12 protein-coding genes are annotated in these 14,975 nt (G+C 71.3%); 11 read left to right on the top strand and 1 reads right to left on the bottom strand.

What is annotated here, in order from left to right; genetic code table 11:
- Positions 1–149: 149 nt before the first annotated feature.
- Entirely contained in the window at positions 150–722 is a 573-nt protein-coding gene (locus tag PUR26_RS16910) for a carboxymuconolactone decarboxylase family protein (protein WP_329873200.1), read from the bottom strand.
- 368 nt (positions 723–1,090) lie between these two features.
- On the opposite strand from PUR26_RS16910, the gene PUR26_RS16915 reads away from it, so the two are divergent.
- From PUR26_RS16915 to PUR26_RS16965, 11 genes are all read left to right on the top strand, one after another.
- Positions 1,091–2,329 carry an MBL fold metallo-hydrolase gene (locus tag PUR26_RS16915; protein ID WP_329873201.1) on the top strand — a complete coding sequence of 413 codons (1,239 nt, stop codon included), beginning with the start codon at positions 1,091–1,093 and terminating at the stop codon, positions 2,327–2,329.
- Between the two features lie 921 nt (positions 2,330–3,250).
- Complete coding sequence (locus PUR26_RS16920; RefSeq protein WP_329873202.1) at positions 3,251–4,012, top strand: SDR family NAD(P)-dependent oxidoreductase; 762 nt, start codon at positions 3,251–3,253, stop codon at positions 4,010–4,012.
- A 19-nt stretch (positions 4,013–4,031) separates the two neighbouring features.
- Positions 4,032–5,042, top strand: a complete 1,011-nt coding sequence (locus tag PUR26_RS16925) for an Inducer of phenazine A (RefSeq protein WP_329873203.1) — start codon at positions 4,032–4,034, stop codon at positions 5,040–5,042.
- Positions 5,043–5,611: 569 nt separating this feature from the next.
- A complete protein-coding gene (locus PUR26_RS16930) occupies positions 5,612–7,870 on the top strand; it encodes an iron-containing redox enzyme family protein (RefSeq protein ID WP_329873204.1) in 2,259 nt (752 codons plus the stop codon).
- Positions 7,871–7,948: 78 nt separating this feature from the next.
- On the top strand, positions 7,949–9,787 hold the full coding sequence (locus tag PUR26_RS16935) for a carbamoyltransferase family protein (protein WP_329873205.1): 1,839 nt from the start codon (positions 7,949–7,951) through the stop codon (positions 9,785–9,787).
- A 267-nt stretch (positions 9,788–10,054) separates the two neighbouring features.
- Positions 10,055–10,204, top strand: coding sequence for a hypothetical protein (locus tag PUR26_RS16940; protein WP_329873206.1), 150 nt, complete (start codon positions 10,055–10,057; stop codon positions 10,202–10,204).
- Between the two features lie 41 nt (positions 10,205–10,245).
- The gene (locus tag PUR26_RS16945; RefSeq protein ID WP_329873207.1) at positions 10,246–11,199 is read left to right on the top strand and encodes a TauD/TfdA family dioxygenase; all 954 of its coding nucleotides are present in this window, start codon (positions 10,246–10,248) and stop codon (positions 11,197–11,199) included.
- 67 nt (positions 11,200–11,266) lie between these two features.
- Positions 11,267–12,520, top strand: coding sequence for an ATP-grasp domain-containing protein (locus PUR26_RS16950; protein ID WP_329873208.1), 1,254 nt, complete (start codon positions 11,267–11,269; stop codon positions 12,518–12,520).
- A 117-nt stretch (positions 12,521–12,637) separates the two neighbouring features.
- The gene (locus tag PUR26_RS16955; protein WP_329873209.1) at positions 12,638–12,931 is read left to right on the top strand and encodes a hypothetical protein; all 294 of its coding nucleotides are present in this window, start codon (positions 12,638–12,640) and stop codon (positions 12,929–12,931) included.
- Entirely contained in the window at positions 12,928–14,178 is a 1,251-nt protein-coding gene (locus tag PUR26_RS16960) for an ATP-grasp domain-containing protein (protein WP_329873210.1), read from the top strand. Before PUR26_RS16955 ends, PUR26_RS16960 begins: the two co-directional genes overlap by 4 nt.
- The coding region (locus PUR26_RS16965; RefSeq protein WP_329873211.1) for a carbamoyl phosphate synthase small subunit at positions 14,175–14,975 on the top strand (801 nt) is incomplete at its 3' end. The genes PUR26_RS16960 and PUR26_RS16965, both read left to right, overlap by 4 nt.

The following is a 14,975-nucleotide window of genomic DNA, read 5'->3' on the forward strand; positions in this document are numbered from 1 at the left end:
CACTCCCCGGTGCCTTCCCCGGGAACCCGCCGGGCTCGCCCAGCCTCCCGCCGGACGGCCCCGCGCACCGGCCGGAGCGGCCCCGGGCGGGATTCCCGGGGCGGTGTCACCGGACAACGGGTCCGTGCCGGAGGGCGGTGGCAGGCCCGTCAACGGCGGGCCGAGGCCTCCCGGCGGGGCGCGACCTCGCACTGGTCCTTGAATCCCTGGCTGGTCAGCCCGAGGGCGGCGTTCATACGGGAGCGCAGGTTCTCCACCGCCACCATCGCGGTCAGCTCGACGAACGCCGGTTCGCCGAGGGCCCGGCGCAGCCGCTCGGCCAGCTCGTCACCGACCGTGGGCGGAGTGGCGGTCATCGCCTCCGCGTACTCCATCACGTCCCGTTCCAGCGCGGTGTACACGTCGCTGTCGCGCCATACCGGGACCTCGCGCAGCTTGCGTACGTCCATGCCGCGCCGGGTGTTCTCCCAGTGGCCGAAGTCCATGCACCAGCTGCAGCCGATGGAGGCGGCGGACGCCATCACGGCCAGGGCCTTGAGGTCCTCGTCCAGCCGGTTCCACCGGGCGACGGCCATCTCCAGACGGAGATCGGTGCGGAGCACGCGCGCGTTGTGCCCCAGGGCGAGAGCGGGGTCGAGCACCTTGCCGTACGTCCGCTTCGAGTACCACTCCATGGCACGGAAGAGCAGCGTGCGCGGAGGAGTGAGCGAGATGCGGGCCATGTGCGGCCTCCCTTGAAGTGGTGTGTGTGCCTTTCACCGCTACGACGGACCCGGCGCCGCCGGATGTGACATCCCGCCGGGTTCTCCGGGTGAGCCGCGCGTCGTCGGGCCTGTGCCCTCCCCTCAAGCCCGCCTCCTCTCCCGGGGCCCGCGCTCTTCCGGCAGACGCCCCCTCTCCGGCGACTGCCCCTCCCGGTCCGGTCCCGTGCGCCCGGCCCGGAGCCCCGCCCGGACCTGCGCGGGCGCCCGGCCCGGAGCCCCGCCCGGACCTGCGCGGGCGCCGGTCCGGCGGGCCTGGGGCGGGCCCGCACCCGTGGTGCCCGGACCCCCCGCCCATAATGGAAGGACCCCAAACCTCTGGAGGTACTGTGACCGGCGCTGACTTCGAGCATTCGCTGCGTTCCCGAGTGCGCTCCCTGCGTCCCGCCGCCTTCGGCGCGGATGCCACGGGTGAGCGGCTGGAACGGATTCGCAGCTCGCCGAACTTCGCGGACGGAGTGTTCCAGAACCCACAGGCAGACGTGCACAGACCCTCCGGCTCGTCCCTGGAGTTCGCCAAGCTCTATCTGAGCAAGGAAGCGCGGATACGGCGGGCTCCGGCCGGCCCGATCCCCGTCCACGCCACCACCGTCGCCGACCTCGCCCGGCCGCCGGTATCCGGACTGCGGCTCACCTGGCTGGGCCACTCCAGCGTGCTGGCCGAGATCGACGGCCTGCGGGTCCTCTTCGACCCCGTCTGGGGCGAGCGCTGCTCACCCTTCACCTTCGCCGGGCCCAAGCGGATGCACCCCGTTCCGCTGTCGCTCGCCGCGCTCGGCCCGGTCGATGTCGTCGTGATCTCGCACGACCACTACGACCACCTGGACCTGCCCACCATCAGGGCCCTCGCGTTAACGGACACGCTCTTCGCGGTGCCGCTCGGCATCGGAGCCCATCTGGAGCACTGGGGCGTCTCCCCGTCACGCCTGCGGGAGCTCGACTGGAACGAGTCGACCGAGATCCGTGACGTTCGGCTGACCGCCACCCCGGCCCGTCACTTCTGCGGACGCGGTCTGCGCAACCAGCAGCACACCCTGTGGGCCTCCTGGGTCGTCGAGGGACCGGAGCACCGGATCTTCCACAGCGGTGACACCGGCTACTTCCCGGGCTTCAAGGACATCGGCGCGGCCCACGGTCCGTTCGACGCCACCATGATCCAGATCGGCGCGTACAGCGAGTACTGGCCCGAGGGGTACAAGGACCGCACCCCGCTGCCCGGAGCGTGGCCGGACATCCACATGCCTCCCGACCAGGGCGTACAGGCCCATCTCGATCTGCAGGGAGGCAAGCCGCACGGGGTGCTGCTGCCGATCCACTGGGGCACCTTCAACCTCGCGCCGCACCCCTGGGCGGAGCCCGGCGAATGGACGAAGGACGTCGCCGACGAGGCGGGACAGGCCACTGCCTTCCCCCGGCCCGGCGAGTCGTTCGAGCCTGCCAAGGAGTTCCCGGACGCCCCCTGGTGGCGGGCTGTTTCCAGGCCCATCGAGCGACCGTGGCGCGGCTCCACGTGGCCGGATCCGGCACCGGTCGACCGAGGTGACCTCGACCTCGCGGGCGAGCGCTGACCGCCGGCAGGACCGGCCGGACGGACCGGCCCGCCCCCTCGGGTGCCGTCGCGCCGAGCGCGGTCGCGTAAGGGCGCCCGGCGGGCTGTCCGGCACCGAGGGCCCGCCCCCGCACCGCTGACGCGGGCCCTCGCTCCCGTCGCCGACGCCCGCGCCTCGTGGCCCGGATCCCCCCCCCGGGGTCCGGGCCACGGCTGTGGCAGGACCCGGTATCGGGCGACGGCTGCCGGTGAGAGCCGGCGGCCGCCGAACCAGGCCGCGGAGCGGTCGGCCCCGCAGGGGGAGTCAGGAAGCGTTTCGCGCCCGCGTCCCAACAGGGCCCGTTTTCCGTCGGGTTGGCCCGCCCCGCTGCTCCTCCACCCCCCTACCAGGCCGCTTTGCGCGCCAGAACGGTGAACGTCCTCCGTCAAGGCGGGAGTTGCTGGTGTTTCGCACCAAACAAAAGTGGCCTTCGGTGTGCGAAACCATCATTCGCGGGGCAGGCGCCGACGTATGATCCGGCGGCTCGCCCGAGGCGGGCCGTCATCCCGGCCGGGCGCCATGTCCCCGCGGCGCACCCGTCGAGCCGGCTTCCGAAGGGGCTCTCGGACCCACGTCGTCCGACGAGCCGCCAGGGAATGCCAATATATTTGCACCTTTGCCCGATTATGTCGCCCCTTCGGGATCTCGCGTTGCGCGTTCCCGACCAGGGGGACCGGTTCAGTCGGCGACGCGTTCCGGGAAAGCTCGAACCGTACGGAGTCGACGTCAGTCGAATCGGGAGCGTCGTAAAGCACTTCCTCCCGCGCTTGCGAACTGAGGGCCGGCCGCGAGAAGAAGCATCGGGCTCACCGGGGAAAGCCCGGGGAGTCATCCGGAGCGGATTTCCGCGGCCGGCCGCGCGGCGGAATACGGAAAAGAGCGGAGAGGTGGTGGTGCCCGGTGGCCGGTACGGCGGTGGTGACCGGTGCGAGCAGCGGGATCGGCGCGGCGACCGTGCGCCGTCTGGTGAAGGACGGATTCGACGTCGTGGCCGTGGCCCGGCGCGCGGACCGGCTTCTCCAGGTGGCCGAGGAGACCGGTGCGAGGGTCGGCTGCCTGGACATCACGGACACCGAGGCGGTCCGGCGCTTCGCCGGTGAGCTGGACACCTGCGACCTCCTGGTCAACAACGCCGGCGGCGCCCTGGGCGCGGACAGCGTGGCGACCGGATCGGTCGACGACTGGGAGCGCATGTTCTCCGTCAACGTGCTCGGCACCCTGCGGATGACGCAGGCGCTCCTGCCGCTGCTGCGGGACGGAGCGGGTGGCACGGTCGTGACCATCACCTCCACGGCGGCCTTCACGGCCTACGAGGGCGGCGGCGGATACAGCGCGGCCAAGGCCGCCGAACGCGCGCTCAGCGAGACCTTGCGGCTGGAGCTGTGCGGTGAGCCGGTCCGGGTCATCGAGGTGGCTCCGGGCATGGTGCGGACCGAGGAGTTCGCCCTCAACCGCCTGCGCGGTGACGCCGGGAAGGCGGCCGCCGTCTACGAGGGCGTCGACCACCCGCTGACCGCGGACGACATCGCCGAGTGCGTGGCGCTGGCGGTCGGTCTGCCCCAGCACGTGAACGTCGACCAGCTCGTGGTGCGCCCTCTCGCTCAGGCAGCCCAGCACAGACTCCACCGTGGTCCGCTCATGAATCGGAAGAATGAGCACTGAATCGAGGAGCGTTCTCCCCTTGACTTCCCAGCGTGAACTCCTGACCCCGCAGATGCTGCGGTACGACGACTTCGACGACCGTGCGGAGACCCGTTACCTTCCCTATCTGATGTACTTCCACCGGGCGGGCTACCGTTCCGAGACGATCAACACCGACCGGCTCGGGTTCCGGATCTCGCACGGCGCCGACGAGAAGGCCTCCGTGCTGAACCAGCCGAAGGGCCCGGTCCGCCTGCTGGCCGGCAGCTCCACCCCGTTCGGCATCGGCGCCACCAGCGACGCCGCCACCATGGCGTCCCGCCTGTGGTCCCAGTACGCGCCGTCGGTCCCCTGGCTCAACTTCGCCGGGCGCAGCCACAACTCGATGCAGGAACTCCTCCTGTTCATGATGCATCGGGAGCTGCTGCCCGAGGTGGAGGAGATCATCGTCTTCTCGGGCCTCAACGACCTGGCGCTCGCGAGGCTCCCGGAATCGCAGCGCGGTGAGCACGGCGGATTCTTCAACTGCGGCGAGTACTTCGACCAGATGGAGGAGCTGCGGGCCAGGAACCGCAAGACGAAGCTCGGCTTCGGCCGGCGTTCCGCAGCGGTGAAGAGCGAGAACCACGTGGTGCCCCCGCTCAAGGACCGGATCGAGTACGCGGTGGACCTGACCTCGCGGCACCTCGCCTCCCTGCAACTGCTGGCGGCCCCGACCGGTGCGCGGATCACCTATGTGCTCCAGCCGCTGGCGACCTGGGTGAGGGAGACCGGATCCACCGAGGAGAAGGCGATCTTCGGCGAACTGGACGAGGTGTCCAACTTCTGGGAGCTGTACGGCGACATCGCCACGATCGAGACCGGCCGCAGGTACGCCGACGCGCTCCGGGTGGCCTGTGAAGCACAGGACGTGCGCTTCCTCGACATCAGCCCGGTGGTCGCCGACGCGGTGACGAGCAGCGACTGGCTGTACGTGGACCGCGCCCACTTCACCGACCACGGCACGGAGATCGTCTCCGGCCTGCTCGCCGACTCCCTCGGCCTGTCCTAGGCAGCGTCCGCGAGGTCTCGTCCGGTCCCTCCCCACGCCTGCTCGGCGCGCTGTGGTCGGTCGCCATGGCCTCTTCCTCCGCCGTGCGACCGCACGCACCGGACGCGCCGGGACCCGCCTCAGGGCGCACACCGAGCCCTTCCGGACGATCCCCCCCCATAATCACCCGCTTCCCGGCCGTGTCCACGGCCGCCGTCCGGCGGCGGGCCCCCACCGTCCCGCCACGGGATCGGCGGTCGTCGACGACCCCCTCGCCCCGCGGGCCGGGGGGCACCCCACCGCATCGGCCACCTCCCGCGCCCCACGCACGCACCCCCTTCCCCGGCGGACCCGCCCGGCGGGCGGACCACGCCACAGCGCGGACGCCCCCCCGGCACCGGCCCGCGCGACCCCGACCAGCACCCAAGAGAGGCATCAGCCATGTCATTCGTGCGAAACATCATCGCGAAGCTGTTCAGGCGCAAGAGGAAGCCCAAGAACGACGCATCCATCTACCCCATGTTCTGACCGGACAACCGGCCGTGCACCGCACGGCCCGGGTGCTCGACCACGCAGGAGAGAGGGGAACGATGCAAGGCCAAGAGGCAGCTTCCACCGCGACGCTGTCCGCACAGCACCGGACGGACGGCCCGCACGGGCCGTCGCAGGGCGGTGGCTCCGCACGGGCGGTCTACGCGCAGGCGGCCGACCCGGAGGCGTCCCTTCCCGAGGGCAGGTTCGTCGACGAGGTCCACAACGAACTCCGCCGCCACGCCCCCGCCGGGGGCGAGGGGACGCTGGACGCTCTCGTCCGGCGGGCCGCCGACTGGGCGGCCGACGAGCGCGAGCGGTACCGCGCGCTCCTCGGCAGCGAGGACGGCGAGGGGACGGGGGACCTCCCCGAGGGGCACCGCGACGTGCTCGTCCGAAGGGCCGTCCTCAGCTGCGCCCCGCTGTCCCTCACGTCCGGCGCGTGGCTCCAGTGGCTGAGCGCCCCGGGCAACGCCGACGCTCCGGTGGTACTGAGGATCCTCGCGCTGTACGCCTCGGACGTGGGCGCGGGGCACCCGGGAGCCTCCCGGGGCAACGCCTACCTGGAACTGCTGCGCCGGCTGAGGCTCGCGGAGAACGCGGAGCCGACCGTGCGGCTCACCGGTGACCAGCGCATCGCGGACGGCGCGTTCCACCTTCCGGCACTGCTGCTGGCGATGAGCAGGCGACCGGACGACTTCCGGGGGGAGATCCTCGGAGCCGACCTGTGCCTGCGTGCCGTCGGGCTGCTGCCCGCACTGGCGATGGTCCGGCAGGCGCTGCCGACGGAGGCGGACTGGGCCGCCATCGATCCCGCGCACCAGCGGAACGACGGCCCGGTACCCGCGGAGCAGTGCCGCACCGCGGTGGACGAGCTGCTGGAGCTGGAGGGCGAGCGGGCCGCGGAGGCCGTGCGCAAGGGCTTCGCCTGGACGCTGGCCACCCTGCGCGACTGGTCCGAGGCGCTGCACGCCGAGCTGGTGGCGGCCGGGGACCCGGCGTTCGACATGGCGGAGCTGATGCGCCTGCGGTCGCGGGAAGGCGCCGTCTACCACCACCAGTTCCTGCTGGAGGGCAAGCCGCTGGCCACCTGGCTGGCGGAGTGCCGCACCGACCCGGGGCCGCTGCTCGGCGTACTGGCGCGCAGCAAGCTGATCAAGCCGGGCCGCTCCGGATCCAGTTCGCTGGTGAAGGGGCTGGTGAGCGAGCGGGGCCCGATGTTCCGGGTCTTCTCGCCGGAGGACCTGACGGTCGTCCGCCGCTGGATCGACTCCCTCCCCGCGAAGCAGCCCGCCGACTCGCCCGACACGGCCGAACAGGCCGGCCCGTCCGGGCCGTCCCCCCGGACGGCCGCGCCGGGCGGCGGGGACGCCCTGGCGGCCGTGGCGCGAGTGCTGCGGACCCAGCCGCGTTCCCAGGGCCGTACCCCTTCGGGCCTGCGCGAGGCGTACCACCTGCTGATGCGCCGCACGGACACCCCGGCTCTGCGCTCCTGGGCGCTGGAGTACGTGGACGGCTGGCTCGCGCGCTCCCGCCACGGCATGGACCGTACGACCATGCCCCTGCCCGAGCGCTGGGGCCATGAGGGGCTGCGGCCATGGCTCCAGTCCCAGCACGACCGGCACGGAGCCGAGTTCGAGGAGAACGCGGCGATCCCGCTGCCCTCCAGGGAGGCCGTCGTCGACGACACCGTCCAGACGGCGCCACTGACCCTGATCGACGGCAGCTGGCTGCAGGGCTTCACCGACTACGAGCAGGCGTCGTCCGCGATCGGGCACTCCCTCTTCGAGACCTACTGGGACGAACTCGGCAACGGCGAGCCGCCCTTGAACCACCCGCTCATCTACCGCGACGTGCTGCAGGAGATGGGCGTGGAACTGCCGCCGACGGCCTCGGCCGAGTTCGCGCGGTGGTCCGGGTTCCGCGACGAGTCGCTGGAACTGCCCGTGTACTGGCTGTGCGTGGGACGCTTCCCGCGGACCTTCCTGCCCGAGATCCTGGGGCTGAACCTGGCCATGGAACTGTCCGGCGTGGGAGGTACGTACCGCAGGGCGCGGCTGGCCCTCAAGGCGTACGGCTTCAACACCCGTTTCGTGGACATCCACAACACCATCGACAACGTGGCCACCGGGCACTCCGCCTGGGCGGCCGACGCCGTGGACACCCTGCTGTCCGCGCTTCCCGACGCCCCAGGGCCCGGCAACAGGGCGGACGTCTGGGAGCGGGTACGGGTGGGCTACCGCTCACTGAACCCGCCGAGCGGCGTGGGCGCGCGCCTGGCCGCCCGCCGCAGCCGTCTCACCGGCCGGCGCCGGTGAGGCCCGTGGACGTGGCGACGTACATACGCACCCGGTCACGCGTGGGCGTGGCCCCGATCCCGGCGGAGGAACGCAGCGGTGTCTGACCTGATTCTCGGAGTCTCGGCCTTCTACCACGACAGCGCGGCCGCGCTGATCTCCGACGGCGTGCCCGTCGCCGCAGCACAAGAGGAACGTTTCACCAGGCGGCGGCACGACTCCTCGTTCCCCTCGCGCGCGGTCGAGTACTGCCTGGACGAGCAGGGCGTGAGCCTCGACGACATTTCCGCGGTCGCCTACTACGAGGACCCCCGGCTGAAGTTCCGGCGGGTGATGGCGACCTTCGCCGGCGCCGCTCCCACCGGCTTCCCCTCCTTCCGCGACACGCTGCCCGCCTGGCTCGGGCCCGGTGGCAAGCTGCGCACCGACGACACCGTGCGGGCCGAACTCAAGGCGCTGCGCCGGGGCCGGGTCCCGGCCCTCTCCGTACGCCGCCACCACGAGTCGCACGCCGTGTCGGCCTTCTTCCCGAGCCCCTACGAGTCCGCCGCCGTCCTGTGCATCGACGGCGTCGGCGAGTGGGCCACGACCACCCTGTGGCACGGCCGGGGCACCGACCTGCGGCCCGTGGCGGAGCTGCGCTTCCCGCACTCGCTCGGCCTGCTGTACTCCGCGTTCACCTACTTCTGCGGTTTCAAGGTCGACTCGGGCGAGTACAAGCTCATGGGCCTCGCGCCCTACGGCAAGCCGCGCTACGCGCACCTCATCCGGGAACAGCTCATCGACCTCAAGCCCGACGGATCCTTCCGCCTGGACATGCGGTTCTTCGAGTACCTGCGCGGTCAGGTGATGACCGGACGCGGCTTCGAGAAGCTCTTCGGGGGACCGCGACGCGCCCCCGAAAGCCCGCTCACCGAGCGGGAGTTCGACCTGGCGGCCTCCGTGCAGGAGGTGACCGAGGAGGTCGTGCTCCGGCTCGCCAAGACGGCGCGCGAGCGCACCGGGGAGACCAAGCTGTGCATGGCCGGCGGTGTCGCGCTGAACTGCGTGGCCAACGGCAAGGTGATCGACGCGGGGATCTTCGACGAGGTGTGGATCCAGCCCGCCGCCGGTGACGCCGGAGGCGCCCTCGGCGCGGCCCAGGCCGTCGCCATGGAGCGGGGCGTGCGGCGCGACCACCTGAGTACCGGCCGCGACGCGATGAGCGGTTCGCTGCTGGGCCCCGCCTACGACGACGAGGAGATCGCCGCCTACCTGACGGCCAACAACATCCCGCACCAGCGGCTGGACAGCGCCACGCTGGCCACGCAGGTCGCGGAGGGGCTGTCCGAGGGGAAGATCGTCGGCTGGTTCCAGGGGCGCATGGAGTTCGGCCCCCGGGCACTGGGCGCCCGTTCCATCATCGGCGATCCCCGCAATCCGGAGATGCAGTCGGCGATGAACCTGAAGATCAAGTTCCGGGAGTCGTTCCGGCCGTTCGCGCCCGCCGTACTGGCCGAGGACGCCAAGGACTTCTTCGACCTGCCGCAGGAGAGCCCGTACATGCTGGTCGTCTCCCAGGTCGCCGCCGCCCAGCGGCTGGAGGCCCGGAACGAAGGCGTCTCCGGCCTCGACCTGCTGAAGGTGCAGCGCTCCACCATCCCCGCCGTCACCCACGTCGACTACTCGGCGCGCGTCCAGACGGTCACGGAGCACAGCAACGAGCCCTACCACCGGCTGCTGACCGCCTTCAAGGCCCGCACGGGCTGCCCGGTCCTGGTCAACACCTCCTTCAACGTGCGCGGCGAGCCGATCGTGAACTCCCCCCACGAGGCCTACACCTGCTTCATGCGCACCAACATCGACATGCTGGCGCTCGGGAACTTCCTGCTGGAGAAGAGCGAGCAGCCCCAGTGGACCGAGGCGTCCGACTGGCGGGAGGAAATCCCCCTCGACTAGGTCGTGTCCCGCCGATCGGGCCGGACCGGCGAGCGGATCCGGTGCCGCGGATCGCGGGTGGAGCAGGGACCCGAAGCGCGGCTTCGGCGACCGGCCACCACACGGGCGAGGCGCGGCGCCGGGGCACGCGGGCCCGGCAGGACCCGAGAGGGAAGCCCACAGGACCACCCCGCCGCACCACACCAGGACGCGGGCCCCACGCGCGTCCGACACGACGCCGTCGCCCTTCCCCGGCTCCGCGTCACCCGCCAAGAGAACGGAACGTTCATGCGTACCTTCCTGCTCCTCATCGTCTACTACGTGTTCGTGACGCCCGTCGGTCTGCTGAGCCGGATCCTCAACGACCCACTGGCACGCCGCTGGGACCGGAGCGCGGACACCTACTGGATTTCGTCGGCCTCGTCAGCGGCTCGCTGAGTGGCGCACAAGGGCGTGCAACTGACTGAACGGAGACATCGATGACCAGCTTGCTCCAGTTCGCCCGGTACCGTATCGAGGACAGCGTCCGCGATCTTCTGGGCAAGGAGATCTCGGCGCGGGTCTCGGAAACCAAACTGGACTCGGACCTCGACGACGCGATCCTCGGCGGCATCGGCGCGTACGCGCTCCGGCGCCACCTGCCCGGAGACATCCTGCAGGGGATCCAGGTGTTCACCGCGGCCGGCTTCCACGCGTTCCTGCTGTCCAACCTGCCCACGCAGGACTTCCCGGCCACACCGGTCAGCGGCTTCGGGGACGAGTCCGAACTCGCCGTGACCAACGCGATCCACCTGGGACTCATACGGATCCTCGGGTGCACCCCGTTCGCCGTCAGCTACGAGAACGACGGCCGCCTCATCCGCAACGTGGTGCCCAACCCGGCGGCCTCCGGGACCACCAGCTCCTGGGGGGCCGACTCGGAGTTCTTCTGGCACTCCGACAACCCTCACCAGCCGTTCGGCCCTCCCGGTTCCGACCCCCGGCTGTACACACCGCCGTACCTGACCTTCTACGCCATCCGCAACGAAGAGCGGGTACCCACCGAGATCGCGGCCCTCGACGACGTCGTCGTACGCCTCGACGAGGAGACCCGGCTCGGCCTCCTGGCCCCGGAGTTCGAGGTCGGCGCGCCCGACTCCAACGACGGGGAGGCGATCGGCCCGCTGGTGAAGGCCTCGGTCCTGGAGCCCGCGCCGGACGGCCGCCACCGTGTGCGCTACGACCGCGGGACGACGGTCGGTGTCACGCCCGCCGCCCAGCAGGCACTGGAGCAGTGGGGAGAGGTCCTGAAGACCGTTCCGTCCGCCGACCTCGTGCTGGACACCGGAGACTTCATGATCTTCGACAACCTGCGGGTGCTGCACCGTCGCAAGGCGTTCACCCCGCGTCCCCACACGACCGCCCGCTGGCTGCGCCGCTGCTACGCCGCCTGACCGCCCGCACCGACCCCACCACCCCCCACCCCACCACAACACACCGCACATCACCGGAAGGAACGTCATGGGCAAGTACCGCGTGGCAGTCATCGGCGGCAGGCCGGCACCCGTCGCGGGCGCCAAGGAACTCGGCATCGACGTCGTTCTCGTCCACGAGGAGGGCGCCTACGACGTGGCCGTGGCGGAGCACTGCGAGCGCATCGTGCACGCCCCCATCGCCGACGGGCAGGCCATCCTCGACGTACTGAAGCCGCTGCACGAGGAGCGTCCCTTCGACCGCGTCCTCACCACCACGGAGCCGGCCGCCGAGTCGACCGGCTTCGTCGTGGACTCCCTGGGCCTGCCGGGCGTCACCGAGGCGACCGCCCGCGCCCTCAAGGACAAGGCGCTCACCCGGCAGCTGCTGGCCGAGCACGACCTGAGCCCGGTGCAGTACCGCATGGTGAACAGCGCCGACGAGATCGCCGCGTTCCAGGCCGAGGTCGGCGACCGGATCATCGTCAAGCCGGTGGACGGCGTGGCGAGCCTGCACATCCACCCCGTCGACGGTCCCGAGGACGCCGAGAAGGCCTGGCAGGCCCTGCAGGCCGCGGGCATCGCCGCGATCATCGCCGAGGAGTACCTGGACGGCCCCGTCGTCAGTGTGGACTCCTTCTCGCACGAGGGCCGGCACCTCACCATCGGCTACTCCGAGTACCGCATGAACGACAAGTACGTCGAGTGGGAGGTCAGCACCCCCAGCCGCTACGCGGTGCCGTGGCTCGCCGAACTCCGCGAGCTCACCCCCAAGTTCCTGGACGCCGTGGGCCTCACCGAAGGGCCCTCGCACAGCGAGTACGTCCTCACCGAGAAGGGCCCGCGCGTCCTCGAATCGCACGCCCGGCTGGCCGGCAGCGGCGCACCCGAGCTCGTTCGCCGCGCCTTCGGACTCAACCTGAACCGGATGTTCCTCACGGTGCCGCTCGGCATCGACGAGCTGCCGCAGACCTCGCCCGAACCGCTGGGCGGCGCCGCGGTCCGCTTCTTCACCCCGGAGCCGGGCACCATCGACGCGATCGAGGTGCCCGACGACGCGGCCGACGAGATCCGCCGGGTCCCCCAGGGCGAGAAGCAGTACGTCTTCCTCCCCTACCTGGACGAGTTCATGGACACCGACGTGGCGGCGGTGATCGGCAAGAGCGTCGGCGAGACCGTGCCGCCGCTGCTGACCGTCGCCGACTGCGTCTCCGGGTACGTCATCGCCTCCGGGCGCGACGCGAACGACGCCGTCGCCAAGTGCGACGCCGTCAACGACCGGATCCGCTTCAAGACGAGCTGAAGGCTGCCCGCTGGACTCCCTTCCTTGCCCCGCCGGGCGGCGGGCCCCGAGCTGTGGTCCCGGCCGCCCGGCCGCCTGGGCAAGGCGTCCTCATCGCCTCCTGGGATGGAAACGCCCGTGAACACGATCACTTCCCCTGTCCTGGCGGAGGGCTCCACGTCGGACCCCGTCGCCCAGTTGCACACCGTCCGCCGGCTCGTCGAGGAGCAGTACAGCAGCGAACAGCCGCTCGCCCGCGCCGCGCTCCACCTGATCGACTGCGCGACCGACATCGTGGCCCAGCTCCCGGACGGTGACCTCGACGCGGCGCGTGGTGCGCTCGGTTCGGCCCGCGCCGCGGTGGTCTCGGCGACCTTCGCCGTGGGCCGGATCCGTGACATGGCCGCCGTCCCCGGGACGGAGCCGGCATGAGCGGGCACATCGTCGTCATCCACCGCTGGCGCGACCAGCACGCCCGCTACGAGGACTACCTCGACCACCGGACCCACCGGGTCACCTATGTGACGACGGAGCTGGCGATCGGATCCGTGCCCGGTGGAGCGGCGGCCGCCCGGGTGGTCCCGGCGACCGACGACTTCGACGCGGTCTGGCGCGCGGTGACCGAACTGCGCACCCACTTCGGTGTGCCGGCGCGGGTGGTGGCGCTCAACGAGGGAGACCTCGACACCGCCGCTCTGGTACGCGAGCGGCTCGGCTGCGAGGGCCAGACCCCCGGCCCGCTGGCCCGCTTCCGGGACAAGCTGACCATGAACGAGGTGGTCGCCGGGGCGGGCATACCGGCCCCCGCCTTCGCGGACGCCCCCGACGAGGCGGCCGTCCTGGCCTTCGCCGACCAGCACGGCTGGCCCGTGGTGGTCAAGCCGCGGAAGGGCACCGCGAGCCGGGGCGTCATGCGCCTCGACTCCCCGGCCGACCTGCCGAGGCTGCGCGCCCTGCCACCGGAGCCGCGACTGGTGCAGGCGTTCTGCCCCGACACGATCTTCCACATCGACGGACTGTGGACCGGGGACGAGCTCGGCCCCTGGCGGGCTTCCCGCTACGTCAACACCTGCGTCGACTTCACCCAGGGCGAGGCCCTCGGCTCGGTCGAGGTCGACGACCCGGCCGTCCTCGCACCCCTCTCCGGTTTCACCGCCCGGGTCGCCGGCGCACTCGGCCCGGAACCCTGGGTCTTCCACCTGGAGGCGTTCGTCGGTACGTCACCCGACGGCCGGACCTCGATCCAGTTCCTGGAGGCGGGCTACCGGGTCGGCGGGGCGGAGATCCCGTTCGTGTGGCGGGAGGTGCACGGCATCGACCTGATGCACGCCGCCGCCGACATCCAGCTCGGCCGAAGGCCGGCGCTCCCCGTGCCGGACAGCTGGCGCACGGGAGGGTGGCTCCTGGTGCCCTCACCCGTTCCTGCCCCCTGCCGGGTGACGGCATGGGAACTCCCCGAGGCACCGAGCCCCGAGGAAGGCCCCTACGCTTCCGTGATCCCCGCCGTGGGCCAGGTGGTCCCGCGCGTGGGCGGTTACGAGCACGTGGGCGCCCGGTTCCGGTTCCGCGGCGGATCGAGTGGCGACGTGGAGAAGGCCGTACTGCGCACGGCGGCTCAGTTCCGCATGGAGTGCATCCCCGAGAGTGGAGGACGTGTGGTGTGCGGGCTGGATCGATGACCGAACGCACGGCGAAGACTCGGGCGGTTCTTGTCCTGGAGGACGGCCGTGTGTTTCGCGGTCGTGCTTATGGGGCCGTGGGGGAGACTTTTGGTGAGGCGGTGTTCTCCACGGGTATGTCGGGTTATCAGGAGACGCTGACCGATCCGTCGTATCACCGTCAGGTTGTGGTGATGACGGCTCCGCATGTCGGTAATACGGGTGTGAATGATGAGGATCCCGAGTCCGGGAAGATCTGGGTTTCGGGGTATGTGGTGCGTGATCCTGCGCGGGTTTCCTCCAGCTGGCGTGCTGTGCGCACACTGGATGAGGAGCTGGAGCGTCAGGGTGTGGTCGGTATTTCGGGTATCGACACGCGTGCGCTGACCCGTCATCTGCGGGAGCGGGGTGCGATGCGTGTGGGTGTCTTCTCCGGCGAGGCGGTGGCGGATGACGCGTCGCTGCTGGCGAGGGTTCGGGCCGCGCCGCGGATGGAGGGTGCGGACCTGGCGGCGGAGGTGGCGACCGCGGAGGCGTATGTGGTTCCCGCGATCGGTGGCAAGAGGTTCACCGTCGCCGCCGTCGACCTCGGCATCAAGGGCATGACCCCGCACCGGATGGCCGAGCGCGGCATCGAGGTCCACGTCCTGCCCGCCACCGCCACCGCCGAGGACATTTACGCGGTGAACCCGGACGGCGTGTTCTTCTCCAACGGACCCGGCGACCCCGCCACCGCCGACGGCCCCGTCGCCGTCATGCGGGCCGTCCTGGAGCGCGGGACGCCGCTCTTCGGTATCTGCTTCGGCAACCAGATCCTC

The organism is Streptomyces sp. SP18CS02 (assembly GCF_036322365.1).
Taxonomy (GTDB): domain Bacteria; phylum Actinomycetota; class Actinomycetes; order Streptomycetales; family Streptomycetaceae; genus Streptomyces.